The following is a 24,319-nucleotide window of genomic DNA, read 5'->3' on the forward strand; positions in this document are numbered from 1 at the left end:
CGGTTTCGCACACCAGCCGACATCGCAGCATTCCTCGCTTCCGGCCCCAACCAAAGCAAGATCAAGATGGTGAGTTAAAGATCTGCACGCCCTAACCGGCCCGGAATTCTGAGCCCTCGGCCGTAACCGGCCCGGACTTCTGAGCCTCCGGCCGTAACCGACCTGGACCTCAGAAGTCCGCGGCCGGGACACCCAGCCGCCGTGCGAACGCGGCGCGCTCCGGAACCCTGTACCCGGAGCGAGCCGCGTTCCCCCGCCCCGGCCGCCGCGCTCATCGCCGCCGCCGGGCATCGGGAAGTACGACCCGCGCGGAGCCGGATCCTCACGCCGCGCCGCCGGACACCGACCCGCGTGCGTTCTGCGCGGGGACTGGTAGAGCCCGTACGGATCGGGTACATACGGACGAGTAGCACCGGTCGGTAGCCGATCGGTACAACCCCGACGCCGCGGCGAGGTGAGCCCTCATGACCGCACCATCCGTACGACCCGTGAGCGAACGCGAGGCACGACAGGTCGCCGAGGCCGCCCGTGAACAGGACTGGCGCAAGCCCAGCTTCGCCAAGGAGCTGTTCCTCGGCCGCTTCCGGCTCGACCTGATCCACCCGCACCCGATGCCCGACCCGGAGGCCGTCGACCGCGGCGAGGAGTTCCTCACCAAGCTGCACGCCTTCTGCGAGACGGAGATCGACGGCGCCCGCATCGAGCGCGAAGCGAAGATCCCGGACGAGACGATCAACGGGCTCAAGGAGCTCGGCGCGCTCGGGATGAAGATCGATACGAAGTACGGCGGACTCGGCCTCACCCAGGTGTACTACAACAAGGCACTGGCTCTCGTCGGCTCCGCCAACCCCGCCCTCGGCGCGCTGCTCTCCGCCCACCAGTCCATCGGCGTGCCCCAGCCGCTGAAGATCTTCGGCACCCAGGAGCAGAAGGACGCCTTCCTGCCCCGCTGCGCCCGTACGGACATCTCCGCGTTCCTGCTCACCGAGCCGGACGTCGGCTCGGACCCGGCCCGGCTCGCGACGGCCGCGGTGCCCGACGGGCACTCATACCTCCTCGACGGCGTCAAGCTCTGGACGACCAACGGCGTCGTCGCCGACCTCCTCGTCGTGATGGCCCGCGTGCCCAAATCCGAGGGCCACAAGGGCGGCATCACCGCCTTCGTCGTCGAGGCCGCCGCCGAGGGCGTCACCGTCGAGCGGCGCAACGCCTTCATGGGGCTGCGCGGCCTAGAGAACGGCGTGACCCGCTTCCACCAGGTCCGGGTCCCGGCGGCGCACCGCATCGGGCCGGAGGGCGCCGGCCTGAAGATCGCGCTCACCACGCTCAACACCGGCCGCCTCTCGCTGCCCGCCATGTGCGTCGGCGCGGGCAAATGGGCGCTGAAGATCGCCCGCGAGTGGTCGGTGGCGCGCGAGCAGTGGGGCAAGCCGATCGCCAAACATGAGGCCGTCGGCGCCAAGATCTCGTTCATCGCGGCCACCACCTTCGCCCTCGAAGCCGTCGTCGACCTCTCCTCCCAGATGGCCGACGAGAACCGCAACGACATCCGCATCGAGGCCGCGCTGGCCAAGCTGTACGGCTCCGAGATGGGCTGCCTGATCGCCGACGAGCTCGTCCAGATCCGCGGCGGCCGCGGCTTCGAGACCGCCGCCTCGCTCGCCGCCCGCGGCGAACGCGCCGTGCCCGCCGAACAGATCCTGCGCGACCTGCGCATCAACCGGATCTTCGAGGGCTCCACCGAGATCATGCACCTGCTCATCGCCCGCGAGGCCGTCGACGCCCACCTCTCGGTCGCCGGCGACCTCATCGACCCCGACACCTCCCTCACGGACAAGGGCCGGGCGGCAGCCAAGGCCGGCGCCTTCTACGCCCGCTGGCTGCCCAAGCTCGTCGCCGGGCCCGGGCAGCTTCCGAACTCCTACGGCGAGTTCGCCCCGCCCGGCCACCGGGACCTCAGCGGCCACCTGCGCTACACCGAGCGCGCGGCCCGCAAGCTCGCCCGTTCCACTTTCTACGCGATGTCCCGCTGGCAGGGACGGATGGAGACCAAACAGGGCTTCCTCAGCCGCGTCGTCGACATCGGCGCCGAACTCTTCGCGATGAGCGCCGCGTGCGTACGGGCGGAGATGCTGCGCACCCAGGGCGACCACGGAGCCGAGGCGTACCAGCTCGCCGACGCCTTCTGCGAGCAGTCCCGGATTCGGGTCGAAGAGCTGTTCGGCAGGTTGTGGACCAACACCGACGACCTCGACCGCAAGGTCGTCTCCGGGGTCATGTCGGGTACGTACGCGTGGTTGGAGAGCGGCGTCATCGACCCCAGCGGCGACGGCCCCTGGATCGCCGACGCCACCCCGGGCCCGGCCAGGACCGACAACCTGCACCGGCCGATCCGCTGACGCTCCGGACCCCCGCCCCGGCCGCGCGCCCGCGCCCGGCCGGGGCTGGTGGGGCGCGAGATCACCTTTCCGGGGGACGCGGTGCCGCCCCCGGAACGGTTGCGGCAACAATGGGGGGATGACGGACTCCCTCGCTGCCCCGCATCTGCGATTCGCCCCGGCCGACGCCCCGGGCGAAAGCCCGAGCGGCCCTCGCTCCATCGTCATCCTCGGCTCGACCGGTTCGATCGGCACGCAGGCCATCGATGTCGTCCTCCGCAACCCCGACCGCTTCCGCGTGACCGCCCTGTCGGCCGCCGGCGGCCGGGTGGACCTCCTGGCCGAGCAGGCGCACCGGCTCCGGGTGACCGCCGTGGCCGTCGCCCGGGCGGACAAGGCGGCCGAGCTGCGCGAGGCGCTCGCCGCGCGGTACGGCGCCGAGCCGCTGCCCGAGATCCTGGCGGGGCCGGACGCGGCCACCGAACTGGCCCGCACCGAGTGCCACTCCGTCCTCAACGGCATCACCGGCTCCATCGGCCTCGCGCCCACCCTGGCCGCCCTCGAAGCGGGCCGGGTCCTCGTCCTCGCCAACAAGGAATCGCTGATCGCCGGCGGCCCGCTGGTCAAGGCCGCCGCCAGGCCCGGCCAGATCGTCCCCGTCGACTCCGAGCACTCCGCCCTCTTCCAGGCCCTGCTCGGCGGCGCCCCCCGCGAGGTCCGCAAGCTCGTCGTCACCGCCTCCGGCGGCCCCTTCCGCGGCCGCACCAAGGACCAGCTCGGGGCCGTCACCCGGGAGCAGGCGCTCGCCCACCCCACCTGGGACATGGGCCCCGTCGTCACCATCAACTCCGCGACCCTCGTCAACAAGGGGCTGGAGGTCATCGAGGCGCATCTGCTGTTCGACATCCCCTTCGAGCGCATCGAGGTCGTGGTCCATCCGCAGTCCTACATCCACTCGATGGTGGAATTCACGGACGGCTCGACGCTCGCCCAGGCCAGCCCGCCCGACATGCGGATGCCGATCGCCCTGGGCATGGGCTGGCCGGAGCGGGTCCCCGACGCCGCGCCCGGGGTGGACTGGACCAAGGCCCACACCTGGGAGTTCCTCCCGCTCGACACCGAGGCGTTCCCCTCCGTCGGCCTGGCCTGCCACGTCGGCGCGCTGGGCGGCACCGCGCCCGCCGTCTTCAACGCGGCCAACGAGGAGTGCGTCGCCGCCTTCCTCGCCGGACGGCTGCCGTTCACAGGGATTGTCGATACCGTCGCGGAAGTGGTTTCGGAGCACGGAAAACCCATTTCGGGAACCCGCCTCTCGGTCGCGGACGTCTTGCAGGCCGAGACCTGGGCGCGCACCCGGGCCCGTGAACTGGCCGCCCGCACCGCTCGTACAGCGCACGCAACCTCGGAGGCTCGCGCATGACAACACTGATGACCATCCTGGGGATAGTCGTCTTCGTGGTGGGCCTGCTCTTCTCGATCGCGTGGCACGAGCTCGGCCACCTCTCGACCGCGAAGCTCTTCGGCATCCGGGTGCCGCAGTACATGGTCGGCTTCGGGCCGACCATCTTCTCGCGGAAGAAGGGCGACACCGAGTACGGGGTGAAGGCGATCCCGCTCGGCGGCTACATCCGCATGATCGGGATGTTCCCGCCGGGCGAGGACGGCAGGATCACCGCGCGCTCCACCTCGCCGTGGCGCGGCATGATCGAGGACGCCCGTTCGGCGGCCTTCGAGGAGCTGGAGCCCGGCGACGAGTCGCGGCTCTTCTACACGCGCAAGCCGTGGAAGCGCGTGATCGTGATGTTCGCCGGGCCGTTCATGAACCTGGTCCTCGCCGTCGCGATCTTCCTCGGCGTGATGATGACGTTCGGCATCAACACCCAGACCACCCAGGTCTCCTCGGTCTCCGAGTGCGTGGTGGCGGCCGACGCCAAGACCGACAAGTGCCCGGCCGGGGCCAAGCCGTCGCCTGCCAAGGCCGCCGGTCTTCAGCCGAAGGACAAGATCGTCGCCTTCAACGGGCACAAGATCGAGGACTGGTCGACGCTCCAGGACGACATCCGCAGGACCACGGGCACGGCGACCATCACCGTCGAGCGCGACGGACAGCGCAAGGAGCTGCACGCCGACCTCATCCCCAACCAGGTCCAGAAGTACGACGGCAAGGACAAGCCAGTCGCCGGCCAGTACGTCAAGGCCGGCTTCCTCGGCTTCAGCCCCGCGCCGGGCATCGTCCAGCAGTCCTTCGGACAGTCCGTGGACCGCATGGGCGACATGGTCGCCTCCGGCGTCGAATCGCTGGTCAACCTGCCCGGGAAGATCCCGGACCTGTGGAACGCGGCCTTCGACGGCGGCGAGCGCAAGGCCGACTCCCCGATGGGCGTCGTGGGCGCCGCCCGCGTCGGCGGCGAGGTCTTCAACCTCCACATCCCGCCGTCCCAGCAGATCGCGACCATGCTCTTCCTGGTCGCCGGGTTCAACCTGTCGCTCTTCCTCTTCAACATGCTCCCGCTGCTCCCGCTGGACGGCGGGCACATCGCGGGCGCGCTGTGGGAGTCCGTGCGCCGCGCCTTCGCCAGGGTCTTCCGCCGCCCCGACCCCGGACCCTTCGACGTCGCGAAGCTGATGCCGGTCGCCTACGTGGTCGCGGGCGTCTTCATCTGCTTCACGCTGCTGGTCCTCGTAGCGGACGTCGTCAATCCGGTGCGGCTGACCTAGCGCGCCGGCCATGCGACCGTACGGCCACACGGCCGTACGGCGCGGCGAGAGGCCCGACCGCGGCGGCCGGACGCGCTATGTGTCCGGCCGTCTACGTTTGGGTGGACAACGGGGAGGGATGTGCTTCCCACTGATCCCGTGCCGTAATCTCGAACACCGGAGCCCGCCGAACTCGGGTCCTTGATCCACACCATGGGGTTGCTCGCAAGATGACTGCGATTTCACTTGGAATGCCGTCCGTACCGATCAAGCTCGCCGACCGCCGGGTCAGCCGCAAGATCCAGGTCGGGTCCGTGGCCGTCGGAGGCGACGCGCCGGTCTCGGTGCAGTCGATGACGACGACGGTGACGGCGGATGTCGGTGCGACGTTGCAGCAGATCGCCGAGTTGACGGCGTCGGGTTGTCAGATCGTGCGGGTGGCGTGTCCGTCGCAGGATGACGCGGACGCGTTGCCGGTGATCGCGCGGAAGTCGAATATTCCGGTGATCGCGGATATTCATTTCCAGCCGAAGTATGTGTTCGCGGCGATCGATGCGGGCTGTGCGGCGGTGCGGGTGAATCCGGGGAACATCCGGCAGTTCGACGACAAGGTGAAGGAGATCGCGAAGGCGGCGTCGGACGCGGGGACGCCGATCCGGATCGGGGTGAACGCGGGGTCGTTGGACAAGCGGCTGCTGCAGAAGTACGGGCGGGCGACGCCGGAGGCGCTGGTGGAGTCGGCGCTGTGGGAGTGCTCGCTGTTCGAGGAGCACGGGTTCCGGGACATCAAGATCTCGGTGAAGCACAACGACCCGGTCGTGATGGTCAACGCGTACCGGCAGCTGGCCGCGCAGTGCGACTACCCGCTGCACCTGGGTGTGACGGAGGCGGGTCCGGCGTTCCAGGGGACGATCAAGTCGGCGGTGGCGTTCGGCGCCCTGCTGAGCGAGGGGATCGGGGACACGATCCGGGTGTCGCTGTCGGCTCCGCCGGTGGAGGAGATCAAGGTCGGCAATCAGATCCTGGAGTCGCTGGGGCTGCGCCAGCGGGGTCTGGAGATCGTGTCGTGTCCGTCGTGCGGCCGGGCGCAGGTGGATGTGTACAAGCTGGCCGAGGAGGTCACGGCGGGGCTGGAGGGCATGGAGGTGCCGCTGCGCGTCGCGGTGATGGGCTGTGTGGTCAACGGTCCGGGTGAGGCGCGTGAGGCGGATCTCGGGGTGGCCTCGGGCAACGGCAAGGGGCAGATCTTCGTGAAGGGCGAGGTCATCAAGACCGTCCCCGAATCGAAGATCGTCGAGACCCTCATCGACGAGGCGATGAAGATCGCCGAGCAGATGGAGAAGGACGGCGTCATGTCCGGCGAGCCCGCGGTGAGCGTCGGCTGACGGCTTCGAGGCTCATCGGCCTTCGGGCGCCGGGGCGCACCCCGGCGCCGTGGGCCCGGTGGCTCCGCCTGTACGGACCCCAGAGCTGTACGGACCCTGTACGAGTTCCGCGGAGGGCCTCATGGTCATATGCGGGCCCCGCGGCCGTAAGCCGGTTCGCGTACGGGCCTCACGGCCGTACTGACGCCCGTACGGCCTCCCGTGCCTCATGCGCCCCGCGCCCACCGCGTGGGGCGCTGTCGTGTCCGGCCGCGCGCTCGGTGCCCCGCCGGAATGGCGAGGTACAGTGCCAAGACCTGATCCCCCATGGCCCGCGGCCCGAACCGGTGAGGCAATCCGAGACGTGTTGACGACGACCACCACCAGGGTCCTGGAGCCCGCAGAGCTCGACGCGGCGCTCGCCGTACTGGACCGCGACCCGGTCGCCAACGCCTTCGTCGCCGCACGCGTGCAGGTCGCCGGGCTCGACCCGTGGCGGCTGGGCGGCGAGATGTGGGGCTGGTACGCGGACGGCCGGCTGGAGTCCCTGTGCTACGCGGGCGCCAACCTGGTGCCCATCTGCGCCGGCCCCGCGGCCGTACGGGCCTTCGCCGACCGCGCCCGCCGCAGCGGCCGCCGCTGCTCCTCCATCGTGGGCCCCACCGAGGCCACCGCGGAGCTGTGGTCGCTGCTGGAGCCCAGCTGGGGACCGGCCCGCGAGGTCCGCTCCCGCCAGCCGCTGATGGCCGCCGAGGCCATGCCGCCGGACGTCGCCCCCGACCCGCTCGTCCGCCGCGTCCGCAAGGACGAGATGGACGTGATCATGCCGGCCTGCGTGTCGATGTTCACCGAGGAGGTCGGCGTCTCGCCCCTGGCGGGCGACGGCGGACTCCTCTACCAGGCGCGCGTCGCCGAACTGGTCAGCGCCGGCCGGTCCTTCGCCCGCGTCGAGGACGGCCGCGTCGTCTTCAAGGCCGAGATCGGCGCGGCCACCCCGCGCGCCTGCCAGATCCAGGGCGTCTGGGTCGCCCCCGAGTTCCGCGGCCAGGGCCTGTCCAAGAGCGGCATGGCGGCCGTACTGGGCTATGCCCTGCGCGACGTCTCCCCGGTCGTCAGCCTCTACGTCAACGACTTCAACACGGCGGCCCGCGCCACGTACCGCGGCGTCGGCTTCAGGGAAGTCGGCGCGTTCATGAGCGTGCTGTTCTGATCCGCGGGGGCAGTCGGAAGCGGCCGGCGGGACCGCTGGGGCCGGCAGGGCCGCCGGGCGGGACGCGCACGGCGCCGCACCGGTAGCCTCCCGGCATGGATGACATCGTGGTCGGTCCCCTCGACCTCGCCGCGCGCGTGGACGACGCCCTCGCCGTACAGGCGCTCGCCTTCGGGCTCACCGACGACGAGATCGGCGTACGCCGCCAGATCGTGCTGCGGCACCTGCTGAACCCCGGAGCCCGCGCGCTCGGCGCGACCACGGAGGACGGCCGGCTCGTCGGCTTCGTCTACGGGATGCCCAACGACCGCCACCACTGGTGGGCGACGGTCGTCGAGCCGTACCTGCGCGGCCGGGGCAACGACGCCTGGCTGGACGACGCCTTCGTCATCACCGAACTGCACGTGCTGCCCGCCTACCAGAAGCGCCGCATCGGCCGGACGCTGATCACCGCCATCACGGACAGCGCCGACGAACCGCGCTCGATCCTCTCCGCCATCGACACCGAGAGCCCCGCCCGCGCGCTCTACCGCAAGCTCGGCTACCGGGACCTGGCGCGGCCGGTGCACTTCCCGTCCGCGCCCAGCGCCTACGCCGTGATGGGCGCGCTGCTGCCGCTGCCGAGGTGAGGGACGGGCGGGGGGCACGGGGAACCCATTTCCCGGCTGTCGGTGGCGGCGGCTAATCTCCTGTGCATCCCACTTCGCACGCAGGAGATCACCATGGCCCACGTCCAGCGCATGTCCACGATGATGCTGAAGACATTGCGCGACGACCCGGCCGACGCGGAGACCGCCAGCCACAAGCTGCTGGTCCGCGCCGGTTACGTCCGCCGCACGTCCGCGGGGATCTGGACCTGGCTGCCACTCGGCAAGAAGGTGCTGGAGAACGTCTCGCGGGTGGTGCGCGAGGAGATGGACGCCATCGGCGGCCAGGAAGTGCTGCTGCCCGCGCTGCTGCCCAAGGAGCCGTACGAGACGAGCGGCCGCTACGAGGAGTACGGCGACCTGCTCTTCCGCCTCCAGGACCGCAAGGGCGCCGAATACCTGCTCGGCCCCACCCATGAGGAGATCTTCACCCTCACGGTCAAGGACCAGTGCACGTCCTACAAGGACCTGCCCGTGATCGTCTACCAGATCCAGACGAAGTACCGCGACGAGGCGCGGCCCCGCTCCGGCGTGCTGCGCGGGCGCGAGTTCCAGATGAAGGACTCGTACTCGTTCGACGCCACGGACGAGGGGCTGGCCGAGGCGTACCGGCTGCACCGCGAGGCGTACACCCGCATCTTCGCCCGGCTCGGCCTCGACTACCGCATCGTCTCCGCCGTCTCCGGCGCGATGGGCGGCTCGGCGTCCGAGGAGTTCCTCGCCCCCGCCGAGGCCGGCGAGGACACCTTCGCCGACTGCCCCTCCTGCGACTTCTCCGCCAACACCGAGGCGGTCACCGCGGTCGTGCCGCCCGTGCCCGACACCGAGCACGGCCCCGTCGAGGAGCTGGACACCCCCGACACCCCGACCATCGAGACCCTCGCCGAGCACCTCGGCGTGCCGGCCTCGGCGACGCTCAAGAACCTCCTCGTCAAGGTCGACGGCGAGATCACGGCCGTCGGCGTCCCCGGCGACCGGGAGGTGGACCTCGGCAAGCTGGGCGAGCACCTCGCGCCCGCCGTCGTGGAGCTCGTGACGGCCGAGGACTTCGTCGGCCGCCCCGACCTCGTGCGCGGCTACGTCGGCCCGCAGGGGCTGGCGGGCAAGGCGTTCCGCTACCTCGCCGACCCGCGGGTGGCGCCCGGCACGGCCTGGGTCACCGGCGCCAACAAGGCGGACACGCACGCCCGCAACGTGGTGTGCGGCCGGGACTTCGAGGTGGACGAGTACCTCGACGTGGTCGTCGTCGAGGAAGGCGACCCGTGCCCCCGGTGCGGCGCGGGCCTGAAGCTCGACCGGGCGATCGAGATCGGCCACATCTTCCAGCTCGGCCGCAAGTACGCCGACACCTTCGGGCTCGACGTGCTCGGACAGCAGGGCAAGCCGGTGCGCGTCACCATGGGCTCGTACGGCATCGGCGTCTCCCGCGCCGTCGCCGCGCTCGCCGAGCAGACCCACGACGGCTCCGGGCTCTGCTGGCCCCGCGAGATCGCCCCCGCCGACGTGCACATCGTCGCGGCGGGCAAGGCCCAGCAGACCGAGCTGGCCCTCGACATCGCGGAGCGGCTGAACGCGGCCGGGACGCGGGTGCTGGTCGACGACCGGGCGGGCGTCTCGCCGGGCGTGAAGTTCACCGACGCCGAGCTGATCGGCGTGCCGACGATCCTGGTCGCCGGGCGCAGAGCCGCCGAGGGCGTCGTGGAGCTCAAGGACCGCCGGACCGGGGAGCGGGAGGAGCTTCCGGTGGCGGAGGCCATTGCCCGGGTGACGGGCTGACGGATTCCCTGGCAGGTGGGGGCTGGGATTTTCGGGGCGCGGCCCCGGACCCCGGTCCCCAACCTCCGCCGGCTACCGCTGGGAGGCGCCCCCTGACGGGCTGAACCGGTGGCCGCGCCGCGGGGCGGTTACAGCAAGTCCGCGAATTCCAGGAGGAGTTCGCCCTGCTGGCGGTGGCCCTGGGAGAGTCTTCGCAGGGCTGCTTCCGTGGTCCGGAAGTGGGACCAGCCGCGGAGGCGGTCGCGGTCCACTTCCAGGGAGTCGGCCAGCTTGGAGATGCGGCGGCGGGCGGCGGAGGCCGCGCCGGAAGAGGCCAGGAGGGTCTCCGAACGGTCGCGTACGAGCCGGGCCAGGTCGTACGCGCGCTCGCCCACCAGCGGCTTCGGATCGATGGCCAGCCACGGGACGCGGTCGCCCGCCAGCACGTTCCCCTGGTGGTAGTCGCCGTGCAGAAGGGCGTCGCCGGGCGCGTCCGCGACCAGCGCGTCGCGCAGCTCCAGCGCCTCGTCGATGACGGCTTCGGCGTCCGCCGCCCAGGGCCGCTCGCGGTGCTCGCGGACCGCGTCGGCCAGCGCGGCCGTACGGTCGGCGACCGAGGCGAAGCGGTGCGCCTCCTCCGGGTTCACCCACAGCCGCTGCAACGTGGCGGCGGCCTCCAGCATGGCCTTCGGGTCGGGCAGCGAACGCAGGCTGACATCCCCGTGCAGCCGCTCCAGGAGCAGCGCGCCGCCCTCCGGGTCGGCGCGCAGCAGCCGCGCCGCGCCCCAGCCGTTCCACTGGGTGAGCGCCGCGTGCTCCTGGGCGGTCTCCTCGTCGAGCAGGCCGAGCTTGAGCGCGGCCTGCGTGTCGTCGGACTGCCGCACGAGTACGACCATGCTGGCCCGGCCGCCGGGCCGCTGGACCCGCTCGGGCGTCAGCTCCCAGCGCTCCAGGTAGTGCAGGGCCCGGCCGGGCAGCGCGGCGAGCCAGTCCCGCGCCGCGTCACCGGCCGACCCCTGACGGGCGCTCAGGGTGCGTACCAGCCGCTCCGGCGGTTGGAGGCGGTCGTTCGCGTCGGTCATCCCTGAGCTGTCCCTTTCAGACGGGTCGGTCGCGACAATGGCCGGTCGCGGTGCGGTCGGGCGGGGCGGCGGGGCTCACATGGCGTCGGCGCTTCCGCCCGCTGCCCCCGGCGTCCCCGCTGCCCCCGGCGTGCCGCCCTGGTCGGCGCGCTCGGCGAGCCCTGGGAAGGCTACGCTCCCGCCCCGCCACCGCACCGCACGCACCGTCGCCTCGCGCATGGCGTCGGCGGCCGTACGGCGCAGCTTGCCCGTGGCGGCCCGTACGAGGTCGGCGTAGACCCCCGTCACCCGGTTCTCCAGCTCGGCCGCGAGCCGCACCGCGGCCTGCGCGTCGGGCACGGGGAAGGGCAGCGCGTACGCGGCGGCCGCGGGCTCGGGCGTGCCGCCGAGGTCGCGCACGGTGTGCCGCATCGCGTCCCGCCGGGCGCGGTGCGCGTCGTGGCCCTGGCGCGCTTCGGCGGTCCGCGCGCTGTCCACGCGTCCGCCGACCACGCCGTAGCCGTACACGGCGGCGTGTTCGGCGGCGAGGGCGGCCTGGGCCGCGGCGAGGGCGTCGCCGCCGGGGCCGCCGGAGGGGCTGCCGCTGGGGCGCGGCGTCGCGTCGGCCATGTCAGCTGCCCTCTGTGAGGAGATAGACGTGCGCCGCGCCCGCGGCGGCGACGGAGGCGAGGAGGCGGGCCAGCTCCGGCGGCGCGTCCGCGAGGGCCGCCAGCCGGGCGTCGGCGGTGCGGCGCTCGGCGTCGGCGAGGGCCCCGAGGGCGCCCTTCTCGTCCTTGGGCACGTCCGTACGGGCTGTGGGGGAGGCGGTCGAAGAGGGCGAGGCGGACGCGGACGGCGCGGCCGATGCCGTCGCGCGCTTCTCGCGCGCCCCGAACGCCCGCGCGTGGAGCGCGACTTCGGCGCGCAGCGGCGCCAGCCGCCCCGCGAGCCCCGCGTGTGCGGCCAGTGTGGCCTCGTAGCGGTCCAGCAGCGCGGCGGAATCCCGTGCGGCGCGGGCCCGCAGCCGTTTGCCGGCCAGGGCGCGCTTGTCGCCGTCGGTCTCCCGGTGCTCGGAGCAGCCGGCGAGCAGCGCCGCCGCCCCGAGGGCCGCGGCCCCGGTCAGCACGCTGCGTCTGTGCGGGTCGGCCGGGCCCCGCCTCGTCGTCGTGAGCGGCACGTTCCTCTTTCCGCCTCGTTCGGGAATGATCCGGGAATGATCACCGCACGTGAGCGTACCGGCGCGGTGGCGGGGGCCCCGGGAGCGGCCGCCGAATCGTCAGCCGGCTGCCGGAACAGCTAGGCTTTGACCTGACACGCGACTTTCCCACAACAGCACACGCGGCCGAGGAGTCACCCGGATGAGCACCACCCAGAGCGAGAGGCTGCGCGCATTGCTGGCACCTCTCGTCAGCGCGCGAGAGCTGGATCTGGAAGAGGTCGAGGTGACGCCGGCCGGGAAGCGGCGCGTACTCCGCATCGTGGTGGACTCCGATGACGGCGTGCTGCTGGACACGTGTGCCGAGCTGAGCCGGGCGGCCTCCGAGCTGCTCGACGAGACGGACGCGATGGGCGGAGCCCCGTACTCCCTGGAAGTCACCTCACCCGGCGCCGACCGGCCGCTGACCGAGCCGCGCCACTACCGGCGCGCCGTCGGCCGCCTCATCAAGGCGCAGCTGACCGCCGGCGGCGAGCTGATCACGCGCGTCATCGCCGTGGACGACGAGGGCCTCGACACCGAGGTGCCGGGTGTGAAGGGGCGCAAGCCCACCGCCCGCCGCCTGGAGTTCTCCGAGATCGCCAAGGCCCGGGTCGAGATCGAGTTCAACCGCAAGAACAGCAAGACGAGCAACAGCGACGCCAACGACACGGACGACGCGAACGACACCGTCGACGCGGGCGACGACGCGAACGACGAGAGCCAAGAGGAGGCGTAGCCGTGGACATCGACATGAGTGCCCTGCGGGGTCTGGTGCGGGAGAAGGAGATTTCGTTCGACCTGCTGGTCGGGGCGATCGAATCGGCCCTCCTCATCGCGTACCACCGCACCGAGGGAAGCCGCCGCCGCGCCCGGGTGGAGCTGGACCGCGACACCGGCCACGTGACGGTGTGGGCGAAGGAGAACGCCGAGGACCTCACGGACCTTGAGGAGGGGCAGGAGCCCCGCGAGTTCGACGACACCCCCTCCGGCTTCGGCCGGATCGCGGCGACGACCGCGAAGCAGGTCATCCTGCAGCGGCTGCGCGACGCCGAGGAAGAGATCACGTTCGGCGAGTACGCGGGGCGCGAGGGCGATGTCGTCGCGGGCGTCGTGCAGCAGGGCAAGGACCCGAAGAACGTGCTGGTCGACATCGGCCGGCTGGAGGCCATCCTGCCGGTGCAGGAGCAGGTGCCGGGCGAGGAGTACAAGCACGGCACGCGGCTGCGCACGTATGTCGTACGGGTGGTCAAGGGCGTGCGCGGCCCGTCCGTGACGCTCTCGCGCACCCACCCCAACCTGGTGCGCAAGCTCTTCGCCATGGAGGTCCCGGAGATCGCGGACGGCTCCGTGGAGATCGCGGCCATCGCCCGCGAGGCCGGCCACCGCACGAAGATCGCCGTCCGGTCCACCCGGTCCGGGCTCAACGCCAAGGGCGCCTGCATCGGCCCGATGGGCGGCCGGGTGCGGGCGGTCATGGCCGAGCTGCACGGCGAGAAGATCGACATCGTGGACTGGTCGGACGACCCGGCCGAGCTGGTGGCGCACGCGCTGTCCCCGGCCCGGGTCTCCAAGGTCGAGGTCGTGGACCTGGGCGCGCGCTCCGCGCGCGTCACCGTCCCCGACTATCAGCTCTCGCTCGCCATCGGCAAGGAAGGGCAGAACGCCCGCCTCGCCGCCCGTCTCACCGGATGGCGCATCGACATCCGGCCGGACACGGAGCAGCCCGGCGACCGGGGCGGCGACCGCGACCGGGATCAGGACCGGGACCGGGACTGAGCGCGGCCCCGTACGAGCGGGGCCGGGCACGGGACGACCGTACGGCCGGGGCCCCGCGGCCGGGGTCCGTACGGTCGGGACCGGGAACGGACTGAAACGAATAAGCGCGCGATCAGTAACCCGAAGGGGTTATGTCGTCGCGGGGAGGTAGACTTAAGCAGTGTCTGGTCGGACGCACGCCCGAGCATGCCCAGAGCGAACCTGTGTGGGTTGCCGGGAGCGAACGGCCAAGAGCGAACTGCTGCGCATCGTGGCGGTCGAGGGCGCTTGCACCCCCGATCCTCGCGGTACGCTGCCCGGCCGGGGCGCCTATTTGCACCCCGCAGTGGTCTGTTACGACCTGGCGGTCCGCCGCCGGGCGTTTCCCAGGGCCCTCCGCTATCAGGGGGACCAGGGACCGCTCGACACCACGCGAGTGCGTGGCTTCGTCGAGCAGGCAACGCCGTAAGAAGAGAACGGCACGGGAAAGCCGTGCGGTCAGGTACCTCGCGAGTCGGAAGTAGGTCGAGATTGCGATGAGCACTCGATGAGTACGCGATGAGTACGCCCATGAAGTAGCGACGGTCCGGCGTGAACCCGGACCTAAAAGGAGCGAAGTGGCTAAGGTCCGGGTATACGAACTCGCCAAGGAGTTCGGAGTGGAGAGCAAGGTCGTCATGGCCAAGCTCCAAGAACTCGGTGAATTCGTACGTTCGGCGTCCTCGACGATCGAGGCGCCGGTTGTTCGCAAGTTGACCGACGCACTGCAGGGGCCCGGCGGCAACGCCGGCAAGTCCGCTGCGAAGCCCGGGGCGCCCCGCAAGGCGTCCCCCGCCAAGCCGGCCGCACCCACCCCGGGTCCGTCGGCGCGTCCCGCTGCCCCGGCTCCCAAGCCGGCCGCGGACGCCCCCGCCAAGCCCGCCGCGGCCCCGGGAGCCGGCTCCGCGCCGACGCCCGGCCCGCGTCCGGGCCCGAAGCCGGCGCCGGCCAAGCCCGCGCCGGTCACTCCGGTGCCCGCCGCGGAGTTTTCCGCGCCGGCCCCGGCTCAGCAGGAGAGCCCGGCCCAGGCCGAGCGTCCGGCCCAGGCCGAGCGTCCGGCTCAGCAGGAGCGCCCCGCCGCGTCCGCCCCGCGCCCCGGCGCCACCCCCGGCCCGCGCCCCGCGCGCCCGGCCCAGGGTGGTCAGCAGGGCGGCGGCCAGCGTGACGGCGGTCAGCAGCGTGACGGCGGCCAGCGCGACGGCGGCCGTCCCGAGCGGGGCCCCCGCCCCGGCGGCCAGAACCAGGGCGGTCCGCGCCCCGGCGGCGCCCGCCCGTCCGGACCGCGTCCGGGCAACAACCCCTTCACGTCCGGTGGCTCCACCGGCATGGCCCGTCCGCAGGCCCCCCGTCCCGGCGGCGCCCCGCGCCCCGGCGGCCAGGGCGGTCCCGGCGGCGCCCCGCGTCCGCAGGGCGGCCCCGGCGGCGCTCCGCGTCCCCAGGGCGGTCAGGGCGGCGCCCGGCCGACCCCGGGCGGCATGCCCCGTCCGCAGGGCGGCGCGCGTCCCGGCCCCGGTTCCGGCGCTCCCGCCGGCAACCGTCCGAACCCCGGCATGATGCCGCAGCGTCCGGCTGCCGGTCCCCGTCCTGGCGGCGGCCCCGGCGGCGGTCGTGGTCCCGGCGGCGGCGCGGGCCGTCCCGGTGGCGGCGCCGGTCGTCCGGGCGGCGGCGGCTTCGCCGGTCGTCCCGGTGGCGGCGGCGGTGCCGGTCGTCCGGGTGGCGGCGGCGGTTTCGCCGGCCGTCCCGGCGGCGGTGGCCCCGGCGGCTTCGGCGGCCGTCCCGGCTTCGGCGGTCGTCCGGGTGGTCCCGGCGCCCGTGGCGGAACGCAGGGCGCCTTCGGCCGCCCCGGCGGTCCGGCGCGGCGCGGCCGCAAGTCGAAGCGGCAGAGGCGCCAGGAGTACGAGGCCATGCAGGCCCCGTCGGTCGGCGGCGTGATGCTGCCGCGCGGCAACGGACAGACCGTCCGCCTGTCGCGTGGTGCCTCCCTCACCGACTTCGCGGAGAAGATCAACGCCAACCCGGCGTCGCTCGTCGCCGTGATGCTCAACCTCGGCGAGATGGTCACGGCGACCCAGTCGGTCACCGACGAGACGCTGCAGCTCCTCGCCGACGAGATGAACTACGTCCTTGAGGTCGTCAGCCCGGAGGAGGAGGACCGCGAGCTCCTGGAGTCCTTCTCCATCGAGTTCGGCGAGAACGAGGGCGGCGAGGAGATGCTCGTCTCCCGCCCGCCGGTCGTGACCGTCATGGGCCACGTCGACCACGGCAAGACCCGACTGCTGGACGCGATCCGCAAGACGAACGTCGTCGCGGGCGAGGCCGGCGGCATCACGCAGCACATCGGTGCGTACCAGGTCGCCACCGAGGTCAACGGCGAGGACCGCGCGATCACCTTCATCGACACCCCGGGTCACGAGGCGTTCACCGCCATGCGTGCCCGCGGTGCGAAGTCGACCGACATCGCGATCCTCGTGGTGGCGGCCAACGACGGTGTGATGCCGCAGACGATCGAGGCGCTGAACCACGCCAAGGCGGCCGAGGTGCCGATCGTGGTCGCGGTCAACAAGATCGACGTCGAGGGCGCCGACCCGACCAAGGTGCGCGGTCAGCTCACCGAGTTCGGGCTGGTGGCCGAGGAGTACGGCGGCGACACGATGTTCGTCGACATCTCCGCCCGCAAGGGCGAGAACATCGACGCCCTCCTGGAGGCCGTCGTGCTCACCGCCGACGCCTCGCTCGACCTGCGCGCCAACGCGGAGCAGGCCGCGCAGGGCATCGCGATCGAGGCCCACCTCGACCGCGGCCGCGGCGCCGTGGCCACCGTGCTGGTCCAGCGCGGCACGCTGCGGGTCGGCGAGACGATGGTCGCGGGCGACGCCTACGGCCGCGTCCGGGCGATGCTCGACGACAAGGGCAACAACGTCGAGGAAGCGGGTCCCTCGACCCCCGTCCTGGTCCTGGGTCTCACCAACGTCCCCGGCGCCGGCGACAACTTCCTCGTGGTCGACGAGGACCGTACGGCCCGGCAGATCGCCGAGAAGCGCGCGGCGCGCGAGCGCAACGCGGCCTTCGCCAAGCGCACCCGCCGGGTGTCGCTGGAGGACCTCGACAAGGTGCTCAAGGCCGGCGAGATCCAGCAGCTCAACCTCATCATCAAGGGCGACGCGTCCGGTTCGGTCGAGGCCCTGGAGTCCTCGCTGCTCCAGCTCGATGTGGGCGAGGAGGTCGACATCCGCGTGCTGCACCGCGGCGTGGGTGCGGTCACCGAGTCCGACATCAACCTGGCGTCCGGCTCCGACGCGATCGTCATCGGCTTCAACGTCCGCGCCGAGGGCCGTGCCACGCAGATGGCCGAGCGCGAGGGCGTCGACGTCCGGTACTACTCGGTCATCTACCAGGCGATCGAGGAGATCGAGGCGGCCCTCAAGGGCATGCTCAAGCCGGAGTACGAAGAGGTCGAGCTGGGCACGGCGGAGATCCGCGAGGTCTTCCGCTCGTCCAAGCTGGGCAACATCGCCGGTGTCCTCATCCGTTCCGGCGAGGTCAAGCGCAACACCAAGGCGCGCCTCGTCCGCGACGGCAAGGTCATCGCGGAGGACCTCAACATCCAGGGTCTGCGCCGCTTCAAGGACGACGTCACCGAGATTCGGGAAGGGTTCGAGGGCGGTATCAACCTCGGCAACTTCAACGACATCAAGATCGACGACGTCATCGCGACGTACGAGATGCGCGAGAAGCCTCGCGGCTGATCGTCCATGAGCGACCCGGGGCCGGTCGGCGGAGCGTTATTTCCGTCGATCGGCCCCGGCCGTTGCGTGTACGGTTCGAAGAGCTTGTACACCAAATGCCTCACGCCTCCCGGGTGGGCTTCACCCGCACCGCATGTATGTAGGGACGCTCTCCTTCGACCTGCTCCTGGGCGACGTACGGTCGCTGAAGGAGAAACGCTCCGTCGTGCGCCCGATCGTCGCCGAGCTGCGCCGCGCGTACGCGGTCAGCGTGGCGGAGGTCGGCGACCAGGACCTGCACCGCAGAGCCGAGATCGGCCTCGCGGTGGTCTCCGGGGACACGGGACATCTCGTGGATGTGCTGGACCGCTGCGAACGCTGGGTCGCCGCCCGTCCCGAGGTGGAGCTGCTGTCCGTGCGACGGCGGATCCACGGCGACGACGAGTGACGACCGATGAATGAACCGAAGAAGAAAGAAGTAGGCGCATGACCGACAACGCGCGGGCGCGCAAGCTGGCCGACCGCATCCGGGAGATCGTCGCGGAGACCCTGCAGCGCCGGATCAAGGACCCGCGGCTCGGCTATGTGACCATCACGGACACCCGGGTCACGGGCGACCTGCGGGAGGCGACCGTGTTCTACACGGTCTACGGCGACGACGAGGAGCGCGCGGCCTCCGCGGCCGCCCTGGAGAGCGCCAAGGGCGTGCTGCGCTCCACGGTCGGCCGGGAGACCGGGGTGCGCTTCACCCCGACCCTGACGTTCGTCCCGGACGCCCTGCCCGACAACGCCCGCACCATCGAGGACCTGCTCGCCAAGGCCAAGGCCAAGGACGCGGAGGTCCGCGAGGTCTCCTCCGGCAAGTCCTACGCCGGCGACGCCGACCCTTACCGCAAGCCGGGTGAGGACGGCGCCGAGGACGGCGGGGAGGCCGACGGCGACGGCGGCGCGCAGGGCAAGGGGACCGCCGCCGAATGAAGCACGCAGCATCCACCTGTCCGGACGGCCTGGTCATCGTCGACAAGCCGGCCGGCTTCACCTCGCACGACGTCGTGGCCAAGATGCGCGGCATAGCCCGCACCCGCAAGGTCGGGCACGCGGGCACGCTCGACCCGATGGCGACGGGCGTGCTCGTGCTCGGCGTCGAGCGGGCCACGAAGCTCCTCGGCCATCTGGCGCTGACCGAGAAGGAGTACGTCGGCACGGTCCGGCTCGGCCAGTCGACGGTGACGGACGACGCGGAGGGCGAGCTCACCGCCTCCGCCGACGCCTCCGGCATCGAGCGCGAGGCCGTCGACGCCGCGGTCGCCAAGCTGAGCGGCGCCATCATGCAGGTGCCGTCGAAGGTCAGCGCCATCAAGATCGACGGCAAGCGGTCGTACGCCCGGGCGCGGGAGGGCGAGGACTTCGAGATCCCCGCACGGCCCGTGACGGTCTCCTCCTTCGTCGTGCACGCGGTGCACGACGGGGTCGCGGAGGACGGCACGCCCGTCCAGGACCTGCTGGTCTCCGTGGTCTGCTCGTCCGGTACGTACATCCGCGCGCTCGCCCGCGACCTGGGCGCGGACCTGGGCGTCGGCGGCCACCTCACCGCGCTGCGGCGCACGCGCGTCGGCCCGTACGGGCTGGACGCGGCCCGCACGCTGGAGCAGCTCCAGGAGGAGCTGACGGTCATGCCGGTCGCCGAGGCCGCCGAGGCGGCCTTCGCCCGCTGGGACGTCGACGAGGAGCAGGCCCGGCTGCTGGCCAACGGCGTGCGGCTGCGGATGCCGCCGGCCGTGGCGGACGGGCCCGGGCCGGTCGCCGTCTTCGGGCCCGACGGGAAGTTCCTCGTGCTCGTCGAGAGCCAGGGCGGCAAGGCCAAGAGCCTGGCGGTCTTCGCCTGAGGCGGACGCGGCCCGTCGCCCCGCGCGTCGCCGCGGCGGATTCGGGCCCGTCGTGGGGCGGGCGGCGTGGTTCGCCCGCCCCTTCCCGCCCCACGAACCCCCTCACCGGCTCTCCATCCGGCCCGCGGCCCTGATTCACCCCATCGAGCAGGCGCTCGGAGTGAACCACGGGGGTGCGAGGGGGCGCGTTCGCGGTGCGAGGTGTTTCCGGCGATCACTCGCCGCATACCGTCTGAGTACGGGGCGGCGGGGCGCGGGGAGGCTCGGCGGATGGCGTGGCGGCGTACCGATCCGGACGAGGCGCTGGTGCGCATCCGGGATCTGGCCGGGCGGCCGCGCGGCACCGGCTTCCTCGCGGACGACCACGGCACCCTGATCACGAGCCATGAGGCGGTCGACGGCCTCGCGCGCGTCGTGCTGCACGCCTCCGGCGAACAGACCTGCCTGGTCGGCGACGACGCCGTGGTGGCCCTCCCGGAGTCCGACCTCGCGCTCGTACGGACCGAAGGGCTGAGCGTGCCGCCGCTCGCCGTCGCCGCCTCCACCGCGATCGAGCCGGGCGCGGGCGTGCGCCTGCGGACGCGGCGCTGGCTCGACGCCAGGGTGGTGGGCGGCACGGCCGTCACGTACACGGCCACCGACCGCTTCCACCTGCTGGGCGCGGCGCTGGAGCTGACCGTGGGAGACCGGGAGGGCGTGCGGCTCGGCGAGCGCGCCGCGGGCGGGCCCGTGCTCGACGCGCGGACCGGAGCGGTCGTCGCCGTCCTCGGTACCGCCCTGCACACCGGCCGCCGGGCGGGCGGCTTCGCGATCCCGCTGCGCGCCACGGCCGAAGCGGACCCCGGAGGTCCGCTCGCCGCGCTGCTGGCGCGCAACGCCGCGTCCGTGCCCGCGTACGGGCCGGACCTGAACCTCGCGGGCGCGCTCCAGCTCACGGCCCTGTCCCTCGGCACGGCGGGCGGCCCGTGCCCCTGGGGCGAACCTGCCGAACGCCCGGACACCGCCGAGGAGTTCACCGGATTCCTCGGCGGCGACGCCCCGGTGCTCGGCTTCGTCGGAGACCCCGGCACGGGACGTACGACCGAGCTGGCCGCGCTCGCGGCGCGCCGGGCCAGGGGCGCGGCCCCCGCCCCCACGGTGTGGCTGCGCGGCGCGGACCTGCGCGCGGGCGACGTGAGCGTACGGGACGCCGTGGCCCGGGCGCTGACGGCGGCGGGACGCATCGTCACGGCGTCGGCGGGGGCGGTCGGGACGGTCGGCGACACGGCGGCCGTGACGCCCGAGGGCGTCGCACGGCTCACGCGCGCGGCCGGGCGTCCGCTGCTCGTCCTCCTCGACGGGCCGGAGGAGATGCCGCCCGCGCTCACCCGTGAGCTGTCCGGCTGGACGGCGGCCACCGCCGAGTGGCTGCGGGCCTCAGGGACCCGCCTGATCGTCGCCTGCCGCCCCGAACACTGGGAGCAGGCCGGCGCGCTCTTCCCGCCGGGCGCCCTCCACCGCCCCGCACCCGCCGCCCGCTCCGCCTCCCGTGCCCTCCCGCCCTGTGCCCGGCTCGCCGGCCTCACCCCTCGGCAGCGGGACCAGGCGCACGTCCGGTACGGCCTGCCGGCCGACGCCGCGGCCCCGGCGGATGCCGGCCATCCGCTGACGCTGAGGCTGCTGGCGGAGGTACGGGCGGCGATGTCGGACATCCCTGGCGAGGGCGGTGAAGGGGTGGAGAGAGGTGGTGCGGGGCTTGCGCCGGGGCAGGGGGCGGACGCTGTCGGCGCGCTGAGTGGGCGTGAGCCGGGGGCGGTCGCGGAATCGTGCGCCCCCGACCGGTGGGAGGTCTTCTCCGCCTACCTCGACCTGCTCTGCCTGCGCGTCGCGGTCCGGCTCGCCGCCGGCGGACAGCCGCCGGGGCGCGGCCCGGCCGTGCGCCGGCTCGCCGCCCGCGTGGCCGGGCTGGCGCACGAAGCCGCCCGGCGCTGCCTCGGTCCGGGCCAGGGCGAGCTGGACCGCGACTCGTTCGAGGAACTCTTCCCCTGGCGCACCGGCTGGGCCGCCGCCGTACTGAAAGAGGGCCTCCTCGTCCCGGCCGGACCGGGCTACCGCTTCGCGCATGAGGAGTTCGCCGACTGGTTGCAAGGGCGCCACCTCGACCTCGACACGGCGCTGAACGCCCTGGTGCACCGTTGGCGCGAGACGCGGGCCTGTCAGGGGCAGGGCGACGTGCTGGGCTCCGCGCCGGAGGCCGCCGTCCGGCTGCCCTCCCGGCCGGGGACAGCCACCGCTCATATGGCGGAAGCCGCCCCCGCGCCCGTACGCAGATGGGGCAGGCGCGCCGCCCGCCGGTGGCCCGCCCCCGCCCCGCCGCCCGAGCAGCCGCGCCCCTTGCCCGTTCCCCGGCACCGCATCGGCCCCGTACTCCACGCCCTGCTCCTCCTCGGCCGCCGATCCGGCTCGGCCGAACTCGCCGACCGCCTCACGGAGCTGGTCCACGCGGTGGACGCGCTCGGCGCGGCGGGGGCCGAGCGGGTGGGGGCCGAGCGGTCGGGGACTGAGCAGGTGGAGGCCGAGCGGTCGGGGACTGAACAGGCGGGGGACGAGCGGTCGGGGGCCGGCGCTTCGGAAGGTTCCGCGCCCCGGGGCGCGCGCCGGGCAGCCGTGGAATGGGGGCCCGCCCCGCCTACGGACGGCACGACCGCGGAACCGGCGGGCGGAGACGCTTGGACCGTGACCACAGACGGCCGTCTGCGCCGGGCGAGGAGCGGTGCCGGGGGACACGCATGGGTCGCTTCTGCGGGCGGAGGCGCGCGGAGGGAGACGGCGGCGGACGGTCGCTCGGCGGGCCGCCTACCCGCGGCAGACGGCGGCGCGCCCTGGGGATGCGACGGTCCGCCCTCGGGAGACGACCGGACGCCCTCGGGAGGCAGCCGCTCGCCTTCGCGAGACGGCCGCCCATCTGTACCCGCCGACGAGCCTCCCGAGCAGCTCTCCGATCAGCAGCCGCCGGAGGCCGAACGGATCTCCAATGCCTCATGGTGGGCCGCCCACCTCCTTGGCGAAACCTTGCTTCGCGTCCCCGACGCCGTCCCCTACCTCGGTGTGCTGCGCCTCCTCGCCGACCGAGTGGCCGCGCGTTCCCTGCGGCACGGCGGGCTCGGCGAGTTCGGCCCGTGGTTCTGGCTGCGCCTCTCCCTCGCCCTGCCCGACCGGCTCGAATTGCTGCGGCTGCTGCTGCCCGCCGACGCGCCGCCCGCCAACGCCAAGGACCCGGCCGGGGCGCCGGAGCGGTTCCTGCCCGCAGTCGCGGCCGTGCTGGCCGAGGACCCCTGCGCCGCCCAGGCCCTGCTGTGCCGCTGGTTCACCGACGACCGCCCGCTCCGTGCCGCCGCCGCGCCGGACGGCGACGACCTCCGGCCCACCGTCGCGCTTGCCGCCCAGGCGCTGCTCCACACGCACCGGCGGCGCGCCGTCGACGATCTCACCGAAGCGCTCGTGGACGCCGCCCACCCGCTCGCCGACGAGCTGCTGGCCGCTCTCGCCGAGGACGAGCCGTCCGCCGTCTGCCGGGCCGTCGACCGCTGGGCGCACGACCCCCGCGGCGAACGGCATGCGGCAGCGGCCGCGTACGGGCTCCGGGCCGCCCCGCACATCGCCACCGGCGCCGACCGCGAACTGCTGCGCTACGCGGCCCTCGCCCTCCTCGCCCGCCCCGCCGGCCACTCCCTGTACGGCGCGGCCCTCGCCCTGCTCGTACGGGACCCGGAGACCCGCGCCGGACATCTGGAGCGGGCCCTCGCGCGGTTCGCCGCGGGCGACCCGCAGCTGTCGCCGAGCGCCCTCGCCGCGGCCCTGCCCACCCACCCCGAATCGGTCCTCCAAGCCCTCCGGGCCCGCCTGCGCGCATCGGGCGACGCCCCGGACAGCACGCTGGAGACCATGCGCACGCTCGCCGACGTGAGCCCCCCTGCGCTGGCCCGCCGCGCCGCCGAGCTCGTACGCGAACACGTCGAGCACCGGCCCGGGGGCGCCCGACACGCCGCGGCCTTCGTGGACCGCAGGCTCGAACACGGCGCGCCCGCCCGAGCGCTGCTCTTCCCGCTCGTCTGCGACATGCTGCGCGCCAGGTCGCCACACGCCCGCCGGGCCCTCGCCCCCGTGCTGGCCGCCCCCGGCACCCGCCTCTCGCGCCCCCTGCGACACGAATTGCTGGAGGTGCTGTTGGAACACGAGGGGCACGGACAGTACGGCCAGTACGGGCTGTACGTGCCCGACGCCGCCACTCTCGACGCGCTGCTCCGTACGGCCGCTGAGGGCGCGGCCGACCGGGGTCCGGCCCGTACCCGCGACCTCGTCCACCGCACCGGGCTGCTGCTGGCCCGTACGGCGGAGGGCGCGGCCTGTTTCGACCGGCGGCTGCTCCAGCTGGCCTGCGACGTGCCCGGCTTCGCCGCGCTGGTGCGCGGCTGGCTGGAATCGGCCCCCGCCGAATGGGCGGCGGTGGTGGGCCCGCGAGCCCGCGTCCAACTGGCGGGCGCAACGCCCGATGCGTGGCGCGAGGACCCGGCATGGCACTCTTAGACCTGCGTATTGGACAGACAAAGGTTCGGGCGAGGAGC

Annotated in this window: 18 protein-coding genes; 15 read left to right on the plus strand and 3 right to left on the minus strand. The window is 73.2% G+C overall.

What is annotated here, in order from left to right:
• Positions 1-464: 464 nt before the first annotated feature.
• The 7 genes from AB0I22_RS34695 to AB0I22_RS34725 all read left to right on the plus strand — a co-directional run bounded on the left by AB0I22_RS34695 (position 465) and on the right by AB0I22_RS34725 (position 10,072).
• On the plus strand, positions 465-2,399 hold the full coding sequence (locus tag AB0I22_RS34695; RefSeq protein ID WP_363134979.1) for an acyl-CoA dehydrogenase family protein: 1,935 nt from the start codon (positions 465-467) through the stop codon (positions 2,397-2,399).
• 118 nt (positions 2,400-2,517) lie between these two features.
• Complete coding sequence (gene dxr / locus AB0I22_RS34700; protein ID WP_363134980.1) at positions 2,518-3,798, plus strand: 1-deoxy-D-xylulose-5-phosphate reductoisomerase; 1,281 nt, start codon at positions 2,518-2,520, stop codon at positions 3,796-3,798.
• Positions 3,795-5,096, plus strand: a complete 1,302-nt coding sequence (locus AB0I22_RS34705) for a site-2 protease family protein (RefSeq protein ID WP_363134981.1) — start codon at positions 3,795-3,797, stop codon at positions 5,094-5,096. The genes dxr and AB0I22_RS34705 overlap by 4 nt, the downstream gene beginning before the upstream one ends.
• Positions 5,097-5,305: 209 nt before the next feature.
• Positions 5,306-6,460: a flavodoxin-dependent (E)-4-hydroxy-3-methylbut-2-enyl-diphosphate synthase gene (gene ispG / locus AB0I22_RS34710; RefSeq protein WP_363134982.1), complete on the plus strand. Its 1,155-nt coding sequence runs from the start codon at positions 5,306-5,308 to the stop codon at positions 6,458-6,460.
• A 343-nt stretch (positions 6,461-6,803) separates the two neighbouring features.
• Positions 6,804-7,649, plus strand: a complete 846-nt coding sequence (locus tag AB0I22_RS34715; protein WP_363134983.1) for a GNAT family N-acetyltransferase — start codon at positions 6,804-6,806, stop codon at positions 7,647-7,649.
• A gap of 95 nt (positions 7,650-7,744) precedes the next feature.
• A complete protein-coding gene (locus tag AB0I22_RS34720) occupies positions 7,745-8,278 on the plus strand; it encodes a GNAT family N-acetyltransferase (protein ID WP_363134984.1) in 534 nt (177 codons plus the stop codon).
• A gap of 93 nt (positions 8,279-8,371) precedes the next feature.
• Positions 8,372-10,072: a proline--tRNA ligase gene (locus AB0I22_RS34725; protein ID WP_363134985.1), complete on the plus strand. Its 1,701-nt coding sequence runs from the start codon at positions 8,372-8,374 to the stop codon at positions 10,070-10,072.
• Between the two features lie 128 nt (positions 10,073-10,200).
• Here AB0I22_RS34725 and AB0I22_RS34730 read toward each other — a convergent pair whose 3' ends face one another.
• The 3 genes from AB0I22_RS34730 to AB0I22_RS34740 all read right to left on the minus strand — a co-directional run bounded on the left by AB0I22_RS34730 (position 10,201) and on the right by AB0I22_RS34740 (position 12,289).
• Positions 10,201-11,133 (minus strand): aminoglycoside phosphotransferase family protein, encoded by a 933-nt coding sequence (locus AB0I22_RS34730; RefSeq protein WP_363134986.1) that lies wholly within the window; start codon positions 11,131-11,133, stop codon positions 10,201-10,203.
• A gap of 75 nt (positions 11,134-11,208) precedes the next feature.
• Entirely contained in the window at positions 11,209-11,742 is a 534-nt protein-coding gene (locus AB0I22_RS34735; protein WP_363134987.1) for a ferritin-like domain-containing protein, read from the minus strand.
• Position 11,743: 1 nt separating this feature from the next.
• A complete protein-coding gene (locus tag AB0I22_RS34740) occupies positions 11,744-12,289 on the minus strand; it encodes a hypothetical protein (RefSeq protein WP_363134988.1) in 546 nt (181 codons plus the stop codon).
• A 181-nt stretch (positions 12,290-12,470) separates the two neighbouring features.
• Here AB0I22_RS34740 and rimP point away from each other — a divergent pair, with 181 nt between their 5' ends.
• From rimP to AB0I22_RS34780, 8 genes are all read left to right on the plus strand, one after another.
• Positions 12,471-13,046, plus strand: coding sequence for a ribosome maturation factor RimP (rimP, locus tag AB0I22_RS34745; protein ID WP_363134989.1), 576 nt, complete (start codon positions 12,471-12,473; stop codon positions 13,044-13,046).
• Positions 13,047-13,048: 2 nt separating this feature from the next.
• Positions 13,049-14,086, plus strand: a complete 1,038-nt coding sequence (gene nusA / locus AB0I22_RS34750; RefSeq protein WP_363134990.1) for a transcription termination factor NusA — start codon at positions 13,049-13,051, stop codon at positions 14,084-14,086.
• Positions 14,087-14,246: 160 nt separating this feature from the next.
• A complete protein-coding gene (locus AB0I22_RS34755; protein ID WP_363134991.1) occupies positions 14,247-14,534 on the plus strand; it encodes a YlxR family RNase P modulator in 288 nt (95 codons plus the stop codon).
• A gap of 148 nt (positions 14,535-14,682) precedes the next feature.
• Positions 14,683-17,850 (plus strand): translation initiation factor IF-2, encoded by a 3,168-nt coding sequence (gene infB, locus AB0I22_RS34760; RefSeq protein ID WP_363134992.1) that lies wholly within the window; start codon positions 14,683-14,685, stop codon positions 17,848-17,850.
• A gap of 133 nt (positions 17,851-17,983) precedes the next feature.
• Positions 17,984-18,277 (plus strand): DUF503 domain-containing protein, encoded by a 294-nt coding sequence (locus tag AB0I22_RS34765; protein WP_363134993.1) that lies wholly within the window; start codon positions 17,984-17,986, stop codon positions 18,275-18,277.
• A gap of 38 nt (positions 18,278-18,315) precedes the next feature.
• Positions 18,316-18,807 carry a 30S ribosome-binding factor RbfA gene (gene rbfA / locus AB0I22_RS34770; protein ID WP_363134994.1) on the plus strand — a complete coding sequence of 164 codons (492 nt, stop codon included), beginning with the start codon at positions 18,316-18,318 and terminating at the stop codon, positions 18,805-18,807.
• Positions 18,804-19,715 carry a tRNA pseudouridine(55) synthase TruB gene (gene truB, locus AB0I22_RS34775; protein WP_363134995.1) on the plus strand — a complete coding sequence of 304 codons (912 nt, stop codon included), beginning with the start codon at positions 18,804-18,806 and terminating at the stop codon, positions 19,713-19,715. Before rbfA ends, truB begins: the two co-directional genes overlap by 4 nt.
• 270 nt (positions 19,716-19,985) lie before the next feature.
• Entirely contained in the window at positions 19,986-24,281 is a 4,296-nt protein-coding gene (locus tag AB0I22_RS34780) for a serine protease (protein WP_363134996.1), read from the plus strand.
• Positions 24,282-24,319: the final 38 nt, after the last annotated feature.

Source organism: Streptomyces sp. NPDC050610 (genome assembly GCF_040654875.1).
GTDB lineage: Bacteria > Actinomycetota > Actinomycetes > Streptomycetales > Streptomycetaceae > Streptomyces.

Bases quoted from the DNA above. Each gene is read 5' to 3' on its own strand.
- rimP (WP_363134989.1), top strand. From the start codon at position 12,471: ATGAGCACCACCCAGAGCGAGAGGCTGCGCGCATTGCTGGCACCTCTC.
- dxr (WP_363134980.1), top strand. From the start codon at position 2,518: ATGACGGACTCCCTCGCTGCCCCGCATCTGCGATTCGCCCCGGCCGAC.
- AB0I22_RS34695 (WP_363134979.1), top strand. From the start codon at position 465: ATGACCGCACCATCCGTACGACCCGTGAGCGAACGCGAGGCACGACAG.
- AB0I22_RS34735 (WP_363134987.1), bottom strand. From the start codon at position 11,742: ATGGCCGACGCGACGCCGCGCCCCAGCGGCAGCCCCTCCGGCGGCCCC.
- AB0I22_RS34725 (WP_363134985.1), top strand. From the start codon at position 8,372: ATGGCCCACGTCCAGCGCATGTCCACGATGATGCTGAAGACATTGCGC.
- AB0I22_RS34765 (WP_363134993.1), top strand. From the start codon at position 17,984: ATGTATGTAGGGACGCTCTCCTTCGACCTGCTCCTGGGCGACGTACGG.
- AB0I22_RS34705 (WP_363134981.1), top strand. From the start codon at position 3,795: ATGACAACACTGATGACCATCCTGGGGATAGTCGTCTTCGTGGTGGGC.
- AB0I22_RS34780 (WP_363134996.1), top strand. From the start codon at position 19,986: ATGGCGTGGCGGCGTACCGATCCGGACGAGGCGCTGGTGCGCATCCGG.
- truB (WP_363134995.1), top strand. From the start codon at position 18,804: ATGAAGCACGCAGCATCCACCTGTCCGGACGGCCTGGTCATCGTCGAC.
- AB0I22_RS34730 (WP_363134986.1), bottom strand. From the start codon at position 11,133: ATGACCGACGCGAACGACCGCCTCCAACCGCCGGAGCGGCTGGTACGC.
- ispG (WP_363134982.1), top strand. From the start codon at position 5,306: ATGACTGCGATTTCACTTGGAATGCCGTCCGTACCGATCAAGCTCGCC.
- AB0I22_RS34720 (WP_363134984.1), top strand. From the start codon at position 7,745: ATGGATGACATCGTGGTCGGTCCCCTCGACCTCGCCGCGCGCGTGGAC.
- rbfA (WP_363134994.1), top strand. From the start codon at position 18,316: ATGACCGACAACGCGCGGGCGCGCAAGCTGGCCGACCGCATCCGGGAG.